We start from the raw sequence: 16,020 nt of genomic DNA on the forward strand, positions 1-16,020 counted from the left end.
GGATGAAAATCGCAAAAAACACCGTCGTGTCGGTCGCTTACAAGCTGTCGGATGCGCAAGGCAATCTGATCGAGGAAAGCGACGAGCCGATGGTTTATCTGCACGGCGGCTATGATGGCACGTTCCCCAAGATCGAGGAACAGCTCGACGGCCAGGAGCCCGGTTACCAGGCGCAGGTTCAGCTCGAGCCGCAGGACGCGTTCGGCGACTACGATCCCGAACTCGTGAAGATCGAGCCGCGCGATCGTTTTCCCGAGCCGATCGAAGTGGGCATGCAGTTCGAAGGCACGCCGGAAGACGGCGACGAGGAAGTGGATTCGCTGATCTACACGGTCACGGACATCGCCGAGGACAAGGTCGTGCTCGACGGCAACCACCCGCTTGCGGGCATGGCGCTGCGTTTCGCACTGACGGTCAAGGACGTTCGCGAAGCGACCGAAGACGAGATCGAGCATGAGCACGCGCATGGCGCGGAAGGCCTCGAAATCGTCGACGAGGACGAAGACGAGGACGAGGAAGGCGACGCACCGTCAGGGCGTACCCTGCACTGAGCTGGCAGGCAGGCTGGGCGCCGGCCCTGAAGCAGGGCGCGGCGCGGGCCACGAAGCGCCGTCCGGTGTCGTGCCGTCGCCTTGAAGCGGCGGCGCGACCGACGACGAGTCGGGCAATGCCGGCAATGCCGGGATCTCCGGCATCTGCGGCAGCGGGATGTTATCGCGCGGCACGACCGGCAGCGCGGGCGGGGTCGGCAGATTCTTCGGGACGTCCTGCACGCTCACGTTGAAGATCGTCTGCCGTGCCGGTGACACGTTGACCTTCACCCACTGATTCGCCGGATGACGCGGTCCGATCGCGACACGCGTCACATTTCCCACCAGCACGCCGTCGTCCGCATGCAGCGGGCGATCGATCAGGAAGCCGTTCGCAAGCGGCTCGCTGCTCGCGTGCACCACCAGGATCGGGCCGCGGAATACCGCCGCCGCCTTCACCAGTGTTCGTTTCAGTTCACGAAAACCGTCGCGGACGCGCGGCCGGTTGAAACGCAACCACGCAAAGCGTTCGGCACGCTCATAGCGATCGAACTGCGGATCGCCTTCGAAAATCACCACGATCGCGCGCGCTTCGTGCCGCTTCGCATATTCGGCCGCGTGGTCGATCCAGAAGCCGTTCGCGATGATGCGGTCCTCGAATTCGCCGTTCCGCCCGCCGGCCGTCAGATAGTGGTTGTTCGGTGCCGGTGCGTTCAGCGCGACGTAGACGACATCGTCATGCAGCCAGCGCGCGTTTTCGCGATAGGGCCGGAACCGGGCGACCTCACTTTCGCGCGTGATCTGCAGCGCGCCGGGGTCGGGCAGCGCCGCGTCGGCCAGCAGCGTCTGACGCAGGAAGTCCAGACGTTCGACCGGGTCGTAGTTGCCGCCGGCCGCCGTGTTGCACGTTACCCAGTCGTCGTGGCCGGGAAGGAACACGAGTGGCACGCGAGATGCGTCGAGGATCGCGCCGCGCTGCGTATACAGCGAGTCGCGGCACGCTTCCTTTGCGCCCTTGATGTTGCCCGCATAGACGACGAAGGCCAGATTGCGCTCGCGCGCGATCGATTCGAACAGCCGTTGCGCGGCTGGCTCGTCGGCCGGCGTATCGATGACGCCCGACACGACCGCGAACGAGTAGGGGGCGGCGGCACGTTTGGGCGGCGCGGCCAGCGCGCCGGCCTGCGCCAGCGCGAGCACCGCCGCGGCCAGCGCAGCGCTGGCCCGGGCCGGCCAGCCCGACGGGGTGCGCTTATGCGTGCCCGTCGGCATCGTGCGAGCGGACGAGCGTGCGCAGTTCGTACAGCAGGTCGAGCGCGTCGCGCGGCTTGAGGTCGTCGGGATCGATGTCGCGCAGCCTTTCGAGTGCCGGATGCGGGATGTTGGACGGTGGAGGCGCATCCGCGCATTCGAGTTCGTCGGTCACGGCGGGCGGCGCGCTGAACAGGTCGAGCTGCGGCGTATGCTGCGTGGCCGACTGTTGTTCGAGATACGCGAGATGCTTGCGCGCGGCGCGGATCACCGGTGCCGGCACGCCCGCGAGTTGTGCAACCTGCAGCCCGTAGCTCTGGTTCGCCGGGCCTTCGTTGACCGCGTGCAGGAACACGATGCCGTGACCGTGCTCTACGGCCGACAGGTGGACGTTGGCCGCTTGGGGGAATTCGGCGGGCAGTTGCGTCAACTCGAAGTAATGCGTCGCGAACAGCGTGTAGCAGCCGTTTTGCGCCAGCAGATGACGCGCGATGGCCCATGCGAGCGCGAGGCCGTCGAACGTCGACGTGCCGCGGCCGATTTCGTCCATCAGCACGAGGCTCTGCGGTGTCGCGTCGTTCAGGATCGCAGCCGCTTCGGTCATCTCGACCATGAAGGTCGAGCGGCCGCCGGCAAGGTCGTCGGCCGCGCCGATTCGCGTGAATATCCGGTCGATCGGGCCGAAGCAGGCCGACTTCGCCGGCACGTAGCTGCCGACGTATGCCATCAGCGCGATCAGCGCCGTCTGCCGCATGAAGGTCGACTTACCGCCCATGTTCGGGCCGGTGATCAGCAGCAGTTTGCGCTCGGCGCCAAACCGGCAGTCGTTCGCGATGAACTGCTCGACCTGCGCTTCGACGACGGGGTGACGTCCCTGTTCGATTTCGACGCCGATTTCGTCGGTGAATGCGGGTGCGACCCAGTCGAGCGTGCGGGCGCGCTCGGCGAACGCGGCGAGCACGTCGAGCTCCGCGAGCGCCGACGCGACGCGCTGACACTCGGCAATGAACGGCAGCAGTGCCTGCAGCACGCCGTCGTACAGCGCGCGCTCGCGAGCCAGCGCGCGTTCCTGCGCGGACAGCGCCTTGTCCTCGAAAGTCTTCAGTTCGGGCGTGATGTAGCGCTCGGCATTCTTCAGCGTCTGGCGGCGGCGATAGTCGTCGGGCACCTTGTCGGTCTGGCCGCGCGTGACCTCGATGTAGAAGCCGTGCACCTTGTTGTATTCGACGCGCAGGTTCGCGATGCCCGTGCGGGTACGCTCACGCGCCTCGAGATCGATCAGGAACTGCCCGCAGTTCTCGGAGATGTCGCGCAGCTCGTCGAGCTCCGCATCGTAGCCGCGCGCGATCACGCCGCCGTCGCGCACCATCGCGGCAGGCTCTGGGGCGATCGCGCTCGTCAGCAGGTCGAGACATTCGGCGGGCGGTTCGAGCGCCGCGTCGATGCGCGTGAGCGCATCCGCGTTCGCGACGATCGCGCCGATGCGTTCGCGCAGCGCGGGCAGCGCGGCGAACGTGTCGCGCAGGCTCGACAGATCGCGCGGGCGCGCGGACAGCAGCGCGAGACGTCCGGTGATCCGTTCGACGTCCGCAATCTGGCGCAGTGCGGTTCGCAGGGCGTCGAGGCTCGCGTTCACGGGCGCTTCGAGCAGTGCGCCGATCGCTTGCTGGCGTGACTGTGCGGCGACGGACGCGCGCGGCGGGTGATGCAGCCAGTGACGCAGCAGGCGGCTGCCCATCGTCGTGCAGCATGTGTCGAGCAGCGAGTACAGCGTTGGCGATTCGGTGCCGCGCAGCGTTTCGGTCAGTTCGAGGTTGCGGCGCGTTGCCGGATCGAGCCCGATGTATTCGGTTTCGTTCTCGACCTTCAGGCTGCGCACGTGACGCAGCTGCTGACCCTGCGTGGCGGCCGCGTACAGCAGCAGTGCGCCGGCAGCTCCGCATGCGCTCGTCAGCGAATGCGCGCCGAAGCCGTCGAGGCCCGCGACGTCGAGCTGGTCGCACAGGCGCTGCGTGCCCGACGCGATATCGAAATGCCATGCCGGCACGCGCTTGATCGCACCGGCGCCGGCGGGCACGGCGTCGGTCGTGCCGTCCGCCGTGAGGATCTCGGCCGGCCGGATGCGTTCGAGCGCGGCGCCGAGCTGCTCGGGTTCGATTTCGGCGAGCCGTAGCGCGCCGCTTGCGAGGTTCAGCCACGCGAGGCCGATGTTGACCGCCACGCCACGCTTGTTGTGGCCCGCGCACATCGCGAGCAGGTAGACGTCGTTCTTGTCGGACAGCAGCGCCGCGTCGGTCAGCGTGCCGGGCGTGACGACGCGCACGACCTTGCGCTCGACCGGCCCCTTCGACGTCGCAGGGTCGCCGATCTGCTCGCAGATCGCGACCGATTCGCCCATCTTCACGAGCTTCGCCAGATACTGTTCGACCGCGTGATGCGGGACGCCGGCCATCTTGATCGGCGTGCCGGCCGATGCGCCGCGCTGCGTGAGGGTTAGATCGAGCAGGCGCGCCGCTTTCTCCGCATCCTCGAAGAACAGTTCGTAGAAGTCGCCCATCCGGTAGAAGACGAGCGTGTCGGGGTGATCGGCCTTGATGCGCAGGTACTGCTGCATCATTGGAGTGACGGTTGCAGGTGCGGCCGTGGGTGGCGTGCTCATGTGATCGGGAAAAGTTGCTTTGGTTGCCCAAGTTTACCAGCGGCCCGAACCGGACACCTCGAAGTTCGCCATTCGGCCAGTTGTCGCCGATAACCTTTGACATGATGTCGTCCAGTGAGTGGGAAGGACGATACGGGGCGCGCGATATTTGCGAAATGGAATTGCTTGAGATCCATCATTGCGGCAATGCAATGATGCTCGGCCATCCAGAGTGTGGGCTCATCCTCGCCACTGCGTTACTTCGGCCATCGCCATGACGGCTCCGAGAGATGCTCCGCAAAATAGTCGGACAGCACCGCCACCTTCGCCGGACGTGCACGCGCCGATGGCGTGACGAAGTAAAGGCCGCCCTTCGTCAGCGACCAGTCGGTGAGGATCGCCTCAAGGCGGCCATCGGCCAGATATTCGCCGGCGATGAATTCGGGCAACTCGGCGATTGCGAGGCCGTCGAGCAGCGTGGGCAGCAGCGCATCGGAATTCGTCACGCGCAACGGGCCGGTCGGCTTGACCGGCTCCTCCTCGCCTGCAGCGTTCGTGAAGCGCCACAAATCGCTGCGCGCGCGATACGCGTATGAAAGGCATGGCCTGTCCGCCAGCTCGCGCGGATGCGCGGGCCGCCCTTCGCGCTTCAGGTACGCGGGCGACGCCACCACGAATTGTGTGACCGGGCACAGGCGTCGTGCCACCAGCGACGAATCAGGCAGCGCGGCAATGCGCAGTGCGGCGTCAAACCCATCGGCAACCAGATCGACTGACGCATCCGAAAGATGCAGGTCGATCGACACCTCCGGATACGCGCGAAAGAACGCGGGCAGCAGCGGCGCGACCCAGCGCAGCCCGAACGACATCGGTACAGCCAGGCGCACCAGTCCGCGCGGCTGCACCGACATTTCGCGCGCGGCGCTTTCTGCTTCTTCGGCCTGACGGTAGATCTCCCCGGCCTTATCGCAGATCGTCCGGCCGAACTCGGTGAGCGAGAGTTGGCGCGACGTGCGGTTGAAGAGCCGCGCGCCCAACCGGTCTTCGAGACGGGCGACGCCCCGCGAGACCGTCGCCACCGACACGCCCATCGCGCGCGCCGCGGCCGCGAACGATCCTTCCTCCGCGACCTTCGCGAACATAGCAAGTCCTTCGAAATCAGGCAGCTTCGCCATTTCCCCTCATCTTTTCATTTTTGCAACGTTTGATTGCAATCAATTCTATTTCGATAAGCCTTGGGCGTCGATATTCTCCTCACATCGCAGCACGAAACACCGAACGCAGTCATCCACTTACCGAACGAAAGGAGAAGCACCATGGCACGCAAGCTCGACAACAAGATTGCACTCGTTACCGGCGCAACCAGCGGCATCGGCCTCGCCACCGCACAGCGTTTCGCGGCAGAAGGCGCGCACGTCTACCTCACCGGCCGCCGTCAGGCTGAACTAGATGCCGCAGTGAAGGGCATCCGCGAAGCGGGCGGCAACGCGACGGCGGTACGTGTCGATTCCACAAAGCTGGGTGAGCTCGACGCGCTGTATGCGCAGATCAAGGAAGAACAGGAGCATCTCGACGTGCTGTTCGCCAACGCCGGCGGCGGTTCGATGCTGCCGCTTGGCAGCATCACCGAAGAACACTACGACGACACCTTCGATCGCAATGTGAAGGGCGTGCTCTTCACGGTGCAAAAAGCGTTGCCGCTGCTCGCCGAGGGGGCGTCGGTGATTCTTACCGGTTCAACGGCAGGCAGCGCGGGCACGGCTGCATTCAGCGTGTATTCGGCTTCGAAAGCCGCGGTGCGCGCCTTCGTACGCAGCTGGATTCTCGATCTGAAGGATCGCCGCGTCCGGGTTAATACAATCAGCCCGGGTGCGACGCGCACGCCCGGCTTGCTCGACCTCGCCGGTGACGATGCAGTCCAACGCCAGGGTCTTGCCGATTACCTGGCTGCCCAGATCCCGATGGGGCGCCTCGGCGAGCCCGGAGAGATCGCAAGCGCTGCGTTATTCCTTGCGTCGGACGACGCGAGCTTCGTGAACGGCATCGAGCTGTTCGTCGATGGCGGGCAGCAGCAGATCTAAGCGCCTGCTGGATGTCTGTGATCGGTGGGTAACGGTCGATCCTCGGAAGAGCCAGCGTAGGTTCGTGCGCCGAGCCTTATCAGGTAAGGCGCAGATACTGCTGCATCATTGGCGTGTGGCCTTCAAAGGCCTCGGGCGACAGCGTGGTCATAGATCCGGCATGAAGTTGTTGCTTGAGTTGCCCAAGTTTGCCAGTGGCTTTGACGAATACGGTCGAAGTTGGCCGATAGGCCAGCAGATCGCGCGATACGACTCCGTGTCCGGCAACAATTCTGGCTCGTGCGGCTTGGCCGGTCGGATGGCCCCAAGGGATAGCGCCGGTGCTTGTCTTGCCGGCATGACGCTTATCGATCAGCCAAGGCGGGCAGGCGGCCTGTCGACCAACCGGATCTCGATACGGGTTGCGGCGTCGTGCTGAGACTCCGTCCCGGCACTTGTTCCGAGGCCGCTGCGCCGTTGACCTGAGTCAATCGGGGGCGATCGACTCCGCTTAAAGTGAATTCACGTCGGAATTGATGGACGCGCGGCAAGGGATACGTCGTGCGGTCCGCTACTGACGGAGCCGGCTCGGCAAATCGAGCTTCTGCAGGGAAGACGTCGTGAAAGAGGCATCATGAGATCCCCATCCTTTGCCATGCTTGCCGCATTATTCGCGGGGTGTGCCGCGTCGATGACCGCCAATGCGCAGACGTTGGACAAAATCTCCCGGTCCAATCAAATCGTTGTTTCGTACAGGGAAGCCGCCGTGCCGTTCAGCTACCTGCTGACACCGCATAAAGCCGTCGGCTTTTCGATGGACGTAACGGAAGCAATCGTCGACGACGTTCGCAAGGTACTTCGCAGACCGGATCTGAAGGTCGCTTACGTGCCGGTCACCGGTCAAAATCGAATTCCGCTGCTCGTCAATGGCACCTACGATCTGGAGTGCGGGTCGACGACAAACACCTCGGCGCGCGGCAAGGACGTCGCGTTTTCGATCAATTACTTTTATGCCGGTACGCGGCTGATGGCAAAACGGGCGTCACGCATTGGCGACTATGCCGACCTCACGCATAAGGCCGTCGTGACAGTCAGCGGGAGTACGAACGAAAAAACGCTGCGACGCCAACTCGAAGCGCAGCACATCGATGCCGAAGTCGTGCTGACGAAGGACTACGCGGACGCACTAAAGATCGTCGCGGACGACAAAGCGGCAGCGCTCGCCCTCGATGACGTTCTGCTTTATGGGCTCAGGGCCAACGCGGACGACCCGGGTACGTGGGCCGTGACGGGAGACGCGTTGCAGGTGGAGCCATACGCATGCATGGTGCGCAAAGACGATCCGGCGTTCAAGCGACTCGTCGATGGCACGCTCACTCGGCTCATGAAGAGTGGCGAATTCACTCGCCTGTACGCAAAATGGTTTGAATCACCTATTCCGCCACATGGTGCGAATCTTGACATGCCGATGAGCGCGGCACTAAAGGGAAATCTGGTCACGCGCAGCGATCGACCTGCGCAGTGACGATCGATCGACGTGGCGCAGGTCTTGGCGTAGCTTTGTGCGCCAAGACTTGTCGGATCATGCCGGACAAGAAAGAGATGCCCGCTTGCGAAAGCGAGGCGTCGCTCATGCGGCCCTCAAACGTTGTCCGTGCGCCAACGACGCGGTGTAACGCCGGTGACGCGCGTAAATGTTCTCGTGAAGTGGCTCTGGTCGGCGAAGCCGCATGCATCCGAGATCATTTGCAGCGGCATGGACGACGTGCGCATATACATCATTGCTTGCTCGATGCGCTGATTGATCAGCCAGCGATGGGGCGGCAACCCGGTGGTCTGATGAAAGGCTTTGACGAAATGGCCGCGAGACAGGCCGCATGCTTTCGCCACATCGGCAATCGATATGTTCCCGGTTAGGTGTTCGAGAAGAAGTCCTTTCGCCATTCGCTCCTGCCACGCAGTGAGTTTGCAGGTCGACTTCCCCCGGCGCTCGCTGACGCCGCCATACAGGCGCGCGACATGCGCCTGGAAGGCGAGCGCGACATGGTCGATAAAAAGCTGAGATGCATGCTCGGGCTGCGCTAAAGCGGGGAGCAGAGCGTGGCCCAGCCGATGGATGATCGGATCCGTCGCACTCAAATGCGGCGGCAAGTAAAGCTGTGGTCGCTGCCTGCCTCCGATTTCATCGACCGTCTCCTCCAGCGTTCGGCGAGGGAGGTGAAAATGGATGCAGTCGAACGCCCCCTTCAGGTCGGAAACCCATCTGCGATCGAGATCATGAATCGTGACGGTCCCTGCGTCATAGGGGACAAAGCGGGCAACGCGTCCGTCACGCCACAATTCCTGTTCGCCGAACGCGCGCAATTGCAACACGATGAGATCGGCGTCTTCAAGTTCATATGGCGCAGTTCGGCCAATGTTTCTACGAGATGTCTTCAGTCGGCTGATGCCGACCTGGGAATGCGGCAACGTCTGCGTAATCACGCTTTGCCTGAGGTCAGCCGGCATGAAATCAGATGACGCGTTGTCTGACTGTGCAGCGGCCATGGATGCGTGGAAACGTAGAGAACCTGGGCGCCAAGTGTACCAAAGCGAAATCAGGCCCGGCGTCAGTCGTGTTCGGCATACCGGCCTCTGAATGGCCGCGGCGCATCGCAAAGGCCGGAGATCACGGTCGGAGACCGTCGGCCCGATGTGGCGATTGGAGCTCGCCCCGGGCAAGCATTGAAAATGCAGGCTTGACTCGGCGCATGGGCATACGTGCGCCGAGTCCGGCCTGCAATATCAGGACGTGTGCGCCGACATCAGATCGAGCGCCACCGCCTGCGCGACTTCGATACCGTCGATCGCTGCGGAATAGATGCCGCCCGCATACCCTGCGCCTTCGCCGGCCGGATACAGGCCTTCGACGTTCACGCTCTGGTAATCGTCCTTGCGCCGGATCCGGATCGGGGACGACGTGCGCGTCTCCACGCCGGTGAGCACCGCGTCGTGCATCGCGAAGCCGGCGATCTTCTTGTCGATCTGCGGCAGCGCTTCACGAATGGCCTCGATCACGTAGTCGGGCAGCGCGGTGCTGAGATCGGTCGGGCGCACGCCCGGTTTGTACGACGGCACCACGGAGCCGAGCGACGTCGACGGCCGGCCCGCGATGAAATCGCCGACCAGCTGGCCCGGCGCGCTGTAATCGCCGCCACCGAGCTCGAATGCGCGTTCTTCCCATTTGCGCTGGAACGCGATGCCCGCAAGCGGTCCGCCCGGATAGTCTTCCGGCGTGATGCCGACGACGATGCCCGCATTCGCATTGCGCTCGGCGCGGGAATACTGGCTCATGCCGTTGGTGACCACGCGGCCCGGCTCGGAGGTCGCCGCGACCACCGTGCCGCCGGGGCACATGCAGAAGCTGTAGACCGCACGTCCGTTGCTGCAGTGATGGACGACCTTGTAGTCGGCCGCGCCGAGTTGCTTGTGACCCGCGAACTTGCCGAAGCGGCTGCGATCGATCAGCCCCTGCGGATGTTCGATCCGGAAACCCAGCGAGAACGGCTTCGCTTCGACGTACACGCCGCGCTCGTGCAGCATCTGGAACGTGTCTCGCGCGCTGTGGCCCACGGCCAGCACCACGTGATCGCACCGGAGCGTTTCGCCGTTCGACAGCGTCAGCGAGCGCACCTTGCCCTGGTCGATTTCGATGTCCTCGACCCGGGTTTCGAAGCGCACTTCACCACCCAGTTCGTGGATGGTCGCGCGCATCTTTTCCACCATGCTGACGAGGCGGAACGTGCCGATGTGCGGCCGGCTCAGGTACAGGATGTCTTCCGGCGCGCCGGCCTTGACGAATTCGTCGAGCACCTTGCGGCCGTAGTGGTGGGGATCCTTGATCTGGCTGTAAAGCTTGCCGTCGGAAAACGTCCCGGCCCCGCCTTCGCCAAACTGCACGTTGGACTCGGGATTGAGGATGCTCTTGCGCCACAGGCCGAAGGTGTCCTTGGTGCGCTCGCGCACGGCCTTGCCGCGCTCGAGGATGATGGGGCGGAAACCCATCTGCGCGAGGATCAGGCCGGCAAACAGGCCGCACGGCCCCATGCCGATGACGACGGGGCGCAGGAAGTTGGCGTGCTCGGGCGCCTTCGTGACGAAGTGGTACGCCATGTCGGGCGTCACGCCGCAATGCGGCGTGCCGGCGAGTCGCGGAAGCACGGCCGCTTCGTCCTTGACTTCGACGTCGACGATATACGTGAGCTTGATGTCGGCGCGCTTGCGCGCATCGTGCGCACGGCGGAACACCGTGTAACGGAGGAGCCCGTCTGCCGGCACGCCAAGCTCCGCGAGGCGCGCACGGATCGCGGCCTCGAGGGCGCTCTCGGGGTGGTCGAGCGGGAGTTTAAGTTCGCTTAGCCGTAACATGAGTATTCGGATACGGTCGCCACGAAGTCGTGGCGGTGTTGAGACGGGCGGGGCGGCGTGCCGGCGGCAGCGGTGCTGCGTCAGACGCGCCGCGCGGGCGCGGCCCGGATTTACTCCGCTGCCGGATGCACGCGGCTGTAGCGGTTCAGGATCGGGATCATCTGCGCGTAGATCTTCGGGTTCGCCGCGACGATCTCATGACGATGCAGGAAATCGGCGTCGCCCGTGTAGTTGCCGACGAGGCCGCCGGCTTCGGTGATCAGCAGGCTGCCCGCCGCCATGTCCCACACGTTGATGCCTTGCTCGAAGAACGCATCGAGACGGCCGGCCGCGACGTTCGCGAGGTCGAGCGCGGCCGCGCCCGGACGGCGCAGCCCCGTGCAGGCCTGCGTCATTTCGGTGAACAGGCGCGCATATGCGTCGAGGCCGTCCTTTTCGCGGAACGGGAAGCCGGTCCCCACCAGCGCGTCCGCCAGGCGGTCGCGACGGCCGACGCGGATGCGGCGGTCGTTCAGGTACGCGCCGCGGCCGCGGGTGGCCGTGAACAGATCGTTCTTGTTCGGATCGTAGATGACGGCCTGCGTGACGACGCCCTTGTGCTCGAGCGCGATCGACACGCAGTAGTACGGGAAGCCGTGGATGAAGTTGGTCGTGCCGTCGAGCGGATCGATGATCCACTTGAATTCGGATTCGTTCTCGGATTCGCCCGATTCCTCCGCGAGGATCGCGTGGTCGGGGTAGGCGGTCTTCAGCGTCTCGATGATCGCCTCTTCGGCGGCCTTGTCCACTTCGGTGACGAAGTCATTCTGTTGCTTCTTGCGGATCTCGATCAGGTCGAGGTCGAGGGAGGCACGGTTGATGATCTGTCCGGCGCGGCGCGCAGCCTTGACAGCGATGTTGAGCATGGGATGCATGAGCCTGGATCCTGTAGCCGGCGGCACGGGCCGCCACGAAGTGGAACACACCGCCCGGAACGGCGCAAACGTGCCGGACGAGATGAGACGCGAATTGACAAAGAGCAGGGTACGACCCGTGTCGCACGGGGTGCGACACGTAAACGCATGATTTTACCCGATTTTCGAGAGTTTCAGGTGGCCGGAATGCGGGGAAACCCCACTGGCCGTCCGGACGAGTGGGTTTGCCGGGGCGATGGCGATACCATACTGCCATTCTGATGAACCGAGTCGTATGTAGTGGAAACCCCGCAGAACCCCGCCGCGCCGTCCGAATCGGGCACGGCCTCGCCCCTGCCGCCGTCCGGCGGCTTCACGTCCACCCGTTTCGTGCTCGTCGAGCCGAGCCATCCCGGCAATGTCGGGGCGGCCGCCCGCGCGCTGAAGACGATGGGTTTCTCCAGGCTCGTACTGGTTGCGCCGCGCGTGCCGCATGTGCAGAGCGACCCCGAAGCGATCGCGATGGCGAGCGGCGCGGATGACGTCCTCGCGTCCGCGCATGTCGTGCCCACGCTCGGCGACGCACTGTCCGGCGTCCACTGGTCGATCGCGCTGACTGCCCGCACGCGCGAATACGGGCCGCCGCGCCTTGCGCCGCGCGCGGCCGCCGAACAGGCGTGCACGCAGGTCGGCACCGGCGACGTCGCGTTCGTGTTCGGCAACGAGCGCACGGGTCTCGCGAACGAGCACGTCGAACAGTGCAGCGCGCTCGCGCACATCCCGGCGAATCCGGCTTACAGCTCGCTGAACCTCGCGCAGGCCGTGCAGGTGCTCGCGTATGAACTGCGCGTCGCGCTTCTGGAGCAGGGGAGCGAGCCGTCGCACCAGGCGCCGGCGGAAGCCGGCACGCTCGCGCAGAGCGATGAGATCGAGCGGATGTACGCGCACCTCGAGAACGCGCTGATCGCGCTCGATTTTCTCGATCCGCGCAATCCGAAGAAGCTGATGCCGCGGTTGCGGCGCCTGTTCGCACGCACCGGTCTCGAGCGCGAGGAAGTCAACATCCTGCGCGGCATCGCGAAGCACATCCTGCTGAAATCCGGCACGCCCGACGGCGACGCGTAAGCGGGTCGGCACGCCGGCTGCCAGGCGCTCGCGCGCCGGGCGGCTGCGTTCCCGCCGCGAACGCAGCATTGCATCGGCCGCTTGACGTCGGTGACCTGGTTCTCGCCGATCGACCGGATGGCCTCGTCGACAAGCTGCGACGGGCGTTCCGCACGAATACCCGTGCCGCCGGCGGGGTGAACGCGCGACGCCGTGCGGCCGCGCGCGAGTGGCCCTACAATCGGCGGACGTCATAAGCAAATTACCCGGTGCGATAACGGCCGGCCATTGCCGGCGGGGCACGCCGGCCTTTTCCCAGCCCAGATCAGATCATGTTCACTAGACTGCGCGAAGACGTTGCGACGATTCGCGAGCGGGATCCCGCCGCTCGCAGTGCCTGGGAAGTGCTGACCTGTTACCCGGGGCTGCACGCGCTCGTGCTGCATCGCTTCGCGCATGCATGCTGGCGCGCGAAACGCTACTGGCTTGCACGCTTCGCGTCGCAGGCCGGGCGCTTCCTGACGGGTATCGAGATTCACCCGGGCGCGACGATCGGCCGGCGCGTGTTCATCGATCACGGGATGGGTGTCGTGATCGGCGAAACCGCGATCGTCGGTGACGACTGCACGATCTATCAGGGCGTGACGCTCGGCGGCACCTCGCTCACGCGCGGCGCGAAGCGCCACCCGACGCTCGAGGCCGGCGTGATCGTCGGCGCGGGCGCGAAGGTGCTCGGCGGTTTCACGGTCGGCGCGGGCGCGAAGATCGGTTCGAACGCGGTCGTCGTGAAGCCGGTGCCGGCAGGTGGCACCGCGGTCGGCAATCCGGCGCGCATCGTGATGCCGGCGCAATCGAAGCCGCAGCCCGGGCGCGCCGCATTCTGCGCGTATGGGATCACGCCGAACGCGGACGACCCGATGTCACTCGCGATTCACGGCCTGATCGACCACGCGGCGAAGGAAAGCCGTCGCGTGGACGAGATCGTCGCGGCGCTCGAGCAACTCGGCGCGCATCTGGAAACGCTGCAGGGCGCGGACGCAGCGCGTCTCGATCTGCGCAGGCTGTCGGCGGTGCTGGAAGGCAAGGCGCTCGAGCGCCAGTCGTAACGCAGTGCATGCCGGCGGCGGCCGGCCGTGCCGATCGAGTCAGTCGAGCGGCATCGCGTGGATGCCTTCGGCGTCGACGCGCAGATAGCCGCCGCGCGGCTTGCCGTGGTCGAGATCCCAGTCCGGCAGTACCCAGCGAATCCCGCCCGGTTCGGCGTGGCTTGCGGGGCGATGCGTGTGGCCGTGAATGATTACGCTCGCGCGGCTCTTCCGGAACAGCGCGGCGATGCCTTCACGCGTGACGTCGTAGCGCGGCGAAGCGGGGCGCATCCGGCCCGCTTCGCTGTTCGAGCGCATCCGTTGCGCGAGCGCGCAACGCCAGCGGAACGGCCACGCGAGAAACAGTGCTTGCGCGATGCCATTGCGGGCAAACCGCCGAAATATCTGGTAGCCGCGATCGGCCGTGCATTGCGCGTCGCCGTGCGCGAGCACGATGCGCTGGCCGAACGATGTGATCAGCGCCGGGTCCGGCAGCAGCATCGCGCCGGCCGCCTTCATGAAGCGCCGGCCGAGCAGGAAATCGCGATTGCCGTGCATCACGTAGAGCGCGATTCCGCGTTCCGAGAACGTATGCATCAGCGCGGCCATGCGCGCCGCGAACGGATCGTGGTCGAGCACGTCGTCGCCGATCCAGTATTCGAACAGGTCGCCGAGGATGAACACCGAGTCGGCGCTGTCGGCCGTGTATTTCACGAAATGCTCGAACGCGGCGACCGTCTTCGGAATCGCCTCGCTCAAGTGCAGATCGGAGAGAAACAGGAACGGGCGTGCGGCTTGCGCGTATTCGCGCTCGCCCGGCACGCCCGCGGAGACGCTTCGCGGCGGACTCTCCTGCAACATCGAAGTGCCTCCGTAACGGACTATGCGTCAGACCACCACGGCCTTTTCGATCACGACGTCGTCGGTCGGGACGTCCTGGTGGAAGCCCGCGTTGCCCGTCTTGACGCCCTTGATCTTGTCGACCACGTCCTGGCCTTCGACGACCTTGCCGAACACCGCGTAACCCCAGCCCTGCGGCGTCGGCGACGAGTGGTTCAGGAAGTCGTTGTCGTTCACGTTGATGAAGAACTGGGCGGTCGCCGAGTGCGGATCGTTCGTGCGCGCCATCGCGATCGTGTAGTTGTCGTTCTTCAGGCCGTTGTTCGCTTCGTTGTCGATCGGCGCGTCGGTCGGCTTCTGCTTCAGGCCCGGCTCGAAGCCGCCGCCTTGAATCATGAAGCCGTTGATCACGCGGTGGAACACCGTGCCGTCATAGTGACCCTTCTTCACGTAGTTGAGGAAGTTCTCGACCGTCTTCGGTGCCTTGGCGGCGTCCAGCTCGAGCTTGATCACGCCGTGGTTCGTGTGCAGTTCAACCATGATGAATTCCCTTCGGTAAGGCGGTTTAAATGGCACGCGGCCGGTCGTGCGACGCGGCCGCGTGTGGCGCCGGACGTGCCGGCAGGTGCTTATTTCGAGACGATGCTGGCCGACTCGATCAGGACCGGCTGGGCCGGCACGTCCTGCATCGGGCCGCGCGAGGTCGTCGCCACGCCTTCGATCTTCTTCACGACGTCGAGGCCCGACACGACCTTGCCGAACACCGCATAGCCGTTGCCGTCCGGGTTCGGGTAGTCGAGGCCGCTGTTGTCGACCGTGTTGATGAAGAACTGCGCGGTGGCCGAATTCGGATCGCTGGTACGCGCCATCGCGATCGTGCCCGTCAGGTTCTTCAGACCATTGCGGCTTTCCAGTGGGATCGGCGCGCGGGTCGGCTTCTCCTCGAAGTTGGTCTTGTAGCCGCCGCCCTGGATCATGAAGCCCTTGATCACGCGATGGAAGATCGTGCCGTTGTACTGGCCGGCCTTCACGTAATCGAGGAAGTTGGCGACCGTCTTCGGCGCCTTCTCCGGATAGAGCTCGACGCGGATGTCGCCCTGCGAGGTCTTCAGCTGCACGACGGGGTGCGCGGTGGCCGATTGCGCGAACGCGGGCGCGGTCGCGAGAAGGGCGGCGCCGCCAAGCGCCAGCAACAGACGTTTCATTGCGATC

General features: G+C 65.0%; 14 protein-coding genes. 5 read left to right on the plus strand and 9 right to left on the minus strand.

The annotated features are described in order from the left end of the window. Positions 1–2: 2 nt before the first annotated feature. Positions 3–551, plus strand: coding sequence for an FKBP-type peptidyl-prolyl cis-trans isomerase (locus LGM71_RS18210; protein ID WP_124903469.1), 549 nt, complete (start codon positions 3–5; stop codon positions 549–551). Here the strand turns inward: LGM71_RS18210 and LGM71_RS18215 are convergent. The 3 genes from LGM71_RS18215 to LGM71_RS18225 all read right to left on the minus strand — a co-directional run bounded on the left by LGM71_RS18215 (position 531) and on the right by LGM71_RS18225 (position 5,594). Continuing rightward, complete coding sequence (locus tag LGM71_RS18215; RefSeq protein WP_226115701.1) at positions 531–1,802, minus strand: hypothetical protein; 1,272 nt, start codon at positions 1,800–1,802, stop codon at positions 531–533. The genes LGM71_RS18210 and LGM71_RS18215 overlap by 21 nt on opposite strands. Continuing rightward, on the minus strand, positions 1,783–4,440 hold the full coding sequence (gene mutS, locus LGM71_RS18220; RefSeq protein WP_226115711.1) for a DNA mismatch repair protein MutS: 2,658 nt from the start codon (positions 4,438–4,440) through the stop codon (positions 1,783–1,785). The genes LGM71_RS18215 and mutS overlap by 20 nt, the downstream gene beginning before the upstream one ends. Before the next feature lie 236 nt (positions 4,441–4,676). After that, complete coding sequence (locus tag LGM71_RS18225; RefSeq protein ID WP_212152220.1) at positions 4,677–5,594, minus strand: LysR family transcriptional regulator; 918 nt, start codon at positions 5,592–5,594, stop codon at positions 4,677–4,679. Positions 5,595–5,735: 141 nt separating this feature from the next. Here LGM71_RS18225 and LGM71_RS18230 point away from each other — a divergent pair, with 141 nt between their 5' ends. Together LGM71_RS18230 and LGM71_RS18235 are read left to right on the plus strand one after the other, a co-directional pair. After that, complete coding sequence (locus LGM71_RS18230; RefSeq protein WP_226115713.1) at positions 5,736–6,500, plus strand: SDR family NAD(P)-dependent oxidoreductase; 765 nt, start codon at positions 5,736–5,738, stop codon at positions 6,498–6,500. A 613-nt stretch (positions 6,501–7,113) separates the two neighbouring features. Continuing rightward, positions 7,114–8,004, plus strand: coding sequence for a transporter substrate-binding domain-containing protein (locus LGM71_RS18235; protein WP_226115715.1), 891 nt, complete (start codon positions 7,114–7,116; stop codon positions 8,002–8,004). 116 nt (positions 8,005–8,120) lie between these two features. Here LGM71_RS18235 and LGM71_RS18240 read toward each other — a convergent pair whose 3' ends face one another. The 3 genes from LGM71_RS18240 to LGM71_RS18250 all read right to left on the minus strand — a co-directional run bounded on the left by LGM71_RS18240 (position 8,121) and on the right by LGM71_RS18250 (position 11,800). Further along, entirely contained in the window at positions 8,121–9,026 is a 906-nt protein-coding gene (locus tag LGM71_RS18240; RefSeq protein WP_226115716.1) for a helix-turn-helix transcriptional regulator, read from the minus strand. Between the two features lie 237 nt (positions 9,027–9,263). Beyond that, positions 9,264–10,886 (minus strand): NAD(P)/FAD-dependent oxidoreductase, encoded by a 1,623-nt coding sequence (locus LGM71_RS18245; RefSeq protein WP_151050924.1) that lies wholly within the window; start codon positions 10,884–10,886, stop codon positions 9,264–9,266. A gap of 110 nt (positions 10,887–10,996) precedes the next feature. Beyond that, positions 10,997–11,800: an inositol monophosphatase family protein gene (locus LGM71_RS18250; protein ID WP_059607917.1), complete on the minus strand. Its 804-nt coding sequence runs from the start codon at positions 11,798–11,800 to the stop codon at positions 10,997–10,999. A 279-nt stretch (positions 11,801–12,079) separates the two neighbouring features. Here LGM71_RS18250 and LGM71_RS18255 point away from each other — a divergent pair, with 279 nt between their 5' ends. Both LGM71_RS18255 and cysE read left to right on the plus strand, forming a co-directional pair. Beyond that, on the plus strand, positions 12,080–12,904 hold the full coding sequence (locus LGM71_RS18255; RefSeq protein WP_151050922.1) for an RNA methyltransferase: 825 nt from the start codon (positions 12,080–12,082) through the stop codon (positions 12,902–12,904). 311 nt (positions 12,905–13,215) lie between these two features. Then, entirely contained in the window at positions 13,216–13,989 is a 774-nt protein-coding gene (gene cysE / locus LGM71_RS18260) for a serine O-acetyltransferase (RefSeq protein ID WP_226115718.1), read from the plus strand. Between the two features lie 39 nt (positions 13,990–14,028). Here cysE and LGM71_RS18265 read toward each other — a convergent pair whose 3' ends face one another. The 3 genes from LGM71_RS18265 to LGM71_RS18275 all read right to left on the minus strand — a co-directional run bounded on the left by LGM71_RS18265 (position 14,029) and on the right by LGM71_RS18275 (position 16,013). Beyond that, positions 14,029–14,829 carry a UDP-2,3-diacylglucosamine diphosphatase gene (locus tag LGM71_RS18265; RefSeq protein WP_059607914.1) on the minus strand — a complete coding sequence of 267 codons (801 nt, stop codon included), beginning with the start codon at positions 14,827–14,829 and terminating at the stop codon, positions 14,029–14,031. Between the two features lie 27 nt (positions 14,830–14,856). Continuing rightward, positions 14,857–15,348 carry a peptidylprolyl isomerase gene (locus LGM71_RS18270; RefSeq protein ID WP_006483987.1) on the minus strand — a complete coding sequence of 164 codons (492 nt, stop codon included), beginning with the start codon at positions 15,346–15,348 and terminating at the stop codon, positions 14,857–14,859. Between the two features lie 89 nt (positions 15,349–15,437). Then, a complete protein-coding gene (locus tag LGM71_RS18275; protein ID WP_012364186.1) occupies positions 15,438–16,013 on the minus strand; it encodes a peptidylprolyl isomerase in 576 nt (191 codons plus the stop codon). Positions 16,014–16,020 lie beyond the last annotated feature (7 nt).

Origin of the sequence: Burkholderia sp. AU33545, assembly GCF_020419685.1 — a bacterium.
GTDB classification, from domain to species: domain Bacteria; phylum Pseudomonadota; class Gammaproteobacteria; order Burkholderiales; family Burkholderiaceae; genus Burkholderia; species Burkholderia diffusa.

Excerpts from the sequence above, each read along its gene's own strand:
- LGM71_RS18215 (WP_226115701.1), bottom strand. The coding sequence starts at position 1,802 with ATGCCGACGGGCACGCATAAGCGCACCCCGTCGGGCTGGCCGGCCCGG.
- LGM71_RS18210 (WP_124903469.1), top strand. The coding sequence starts at position 3 with ATGAAAATCGCAAAAAACACCGTCGTGTCGGTCGCTTACAAGCTGTCG.
- LGM71_RS18270 (WP_006483987.1), bottom strand. The coding sequence starts at position 15,348 with ATGGTTGAACTGCACACGAACCACGGCGTGATCAAGCTCGAGCTGGAC.
- LGM71_RS18240 (WP_226115716.1), bottom strand. The coding sequence starts at position 9,026 with ATGGCCGCTGCACAGTCAGACAACGCGTCATCTGATTTCATGCCGGCT.
- LGM71_RS18225 (WP_212152220.1), bottom strand. The coding sequence starts at position 5,594 with ATGGCGAAGCTGCCTGATTTCGAAGGACTTGCTATGTTCGCGAAGGTC.
- LGM71_RS18275 (WP_012364186.1), bottom strand. The coding sequence starts at position 16,013 with ATGAAACGTCTGTTGCTGGCGCTTGGCGGCGCCGCCCTTCTCGCGACC.
- LGM71_RS18235 (WP_226115715.1), top strand. The coding sequence starts at position 7,114 with ATGAGATCCCCATCCTTTGCCATGCTTGCCGCATTATTCGCGGGGTGT.
- LGM71_RS18245 (WP_151050924.1), bottom strand. The coding sequence starts at position 10,886 with ATGTTACGGCTAAGCGAACTTAAACTCCCGCTCGACCACCCCGAGAGC.
- LGM71_RS18265 (WP_059607914.1), bottom strand. The coding sequence starts at position 14,829 with ATGTTGCAGGAGAGTCCGCCGCGAAGCGTCTCCGCGGGCGTGCCGGGC.
- cysE (WP_226115718.1), top strand. The coding sequence starts at position 13,216 with ATGTTCACTAGACTGCGCGAAGACGTTGCGACGATTCGCGAGCGGGAT.
- mutS (WP_226115711.1), bottom strand. The coding sequence starts at position 4,440 with ATGAGCACGCCACCCACGGCCGCACCTGCAACCGTCACTCCAATGATG.
- LGM71_RS18250 (WP_059607917.1), bottom strand. The coding sequence starts at position 11,800 with ATGCATCCCATGCTCAACATCGCTGTCAAGGCTGCGCGCCGCGCCGGA.
- LGM71_RS18230 (WP_226115713.1), top strand. The coding sequence starts at position 5,736 with ATGGCACGCAAGCTCGACAACAAGATTGCACTCGTTACCGGCGCAACC.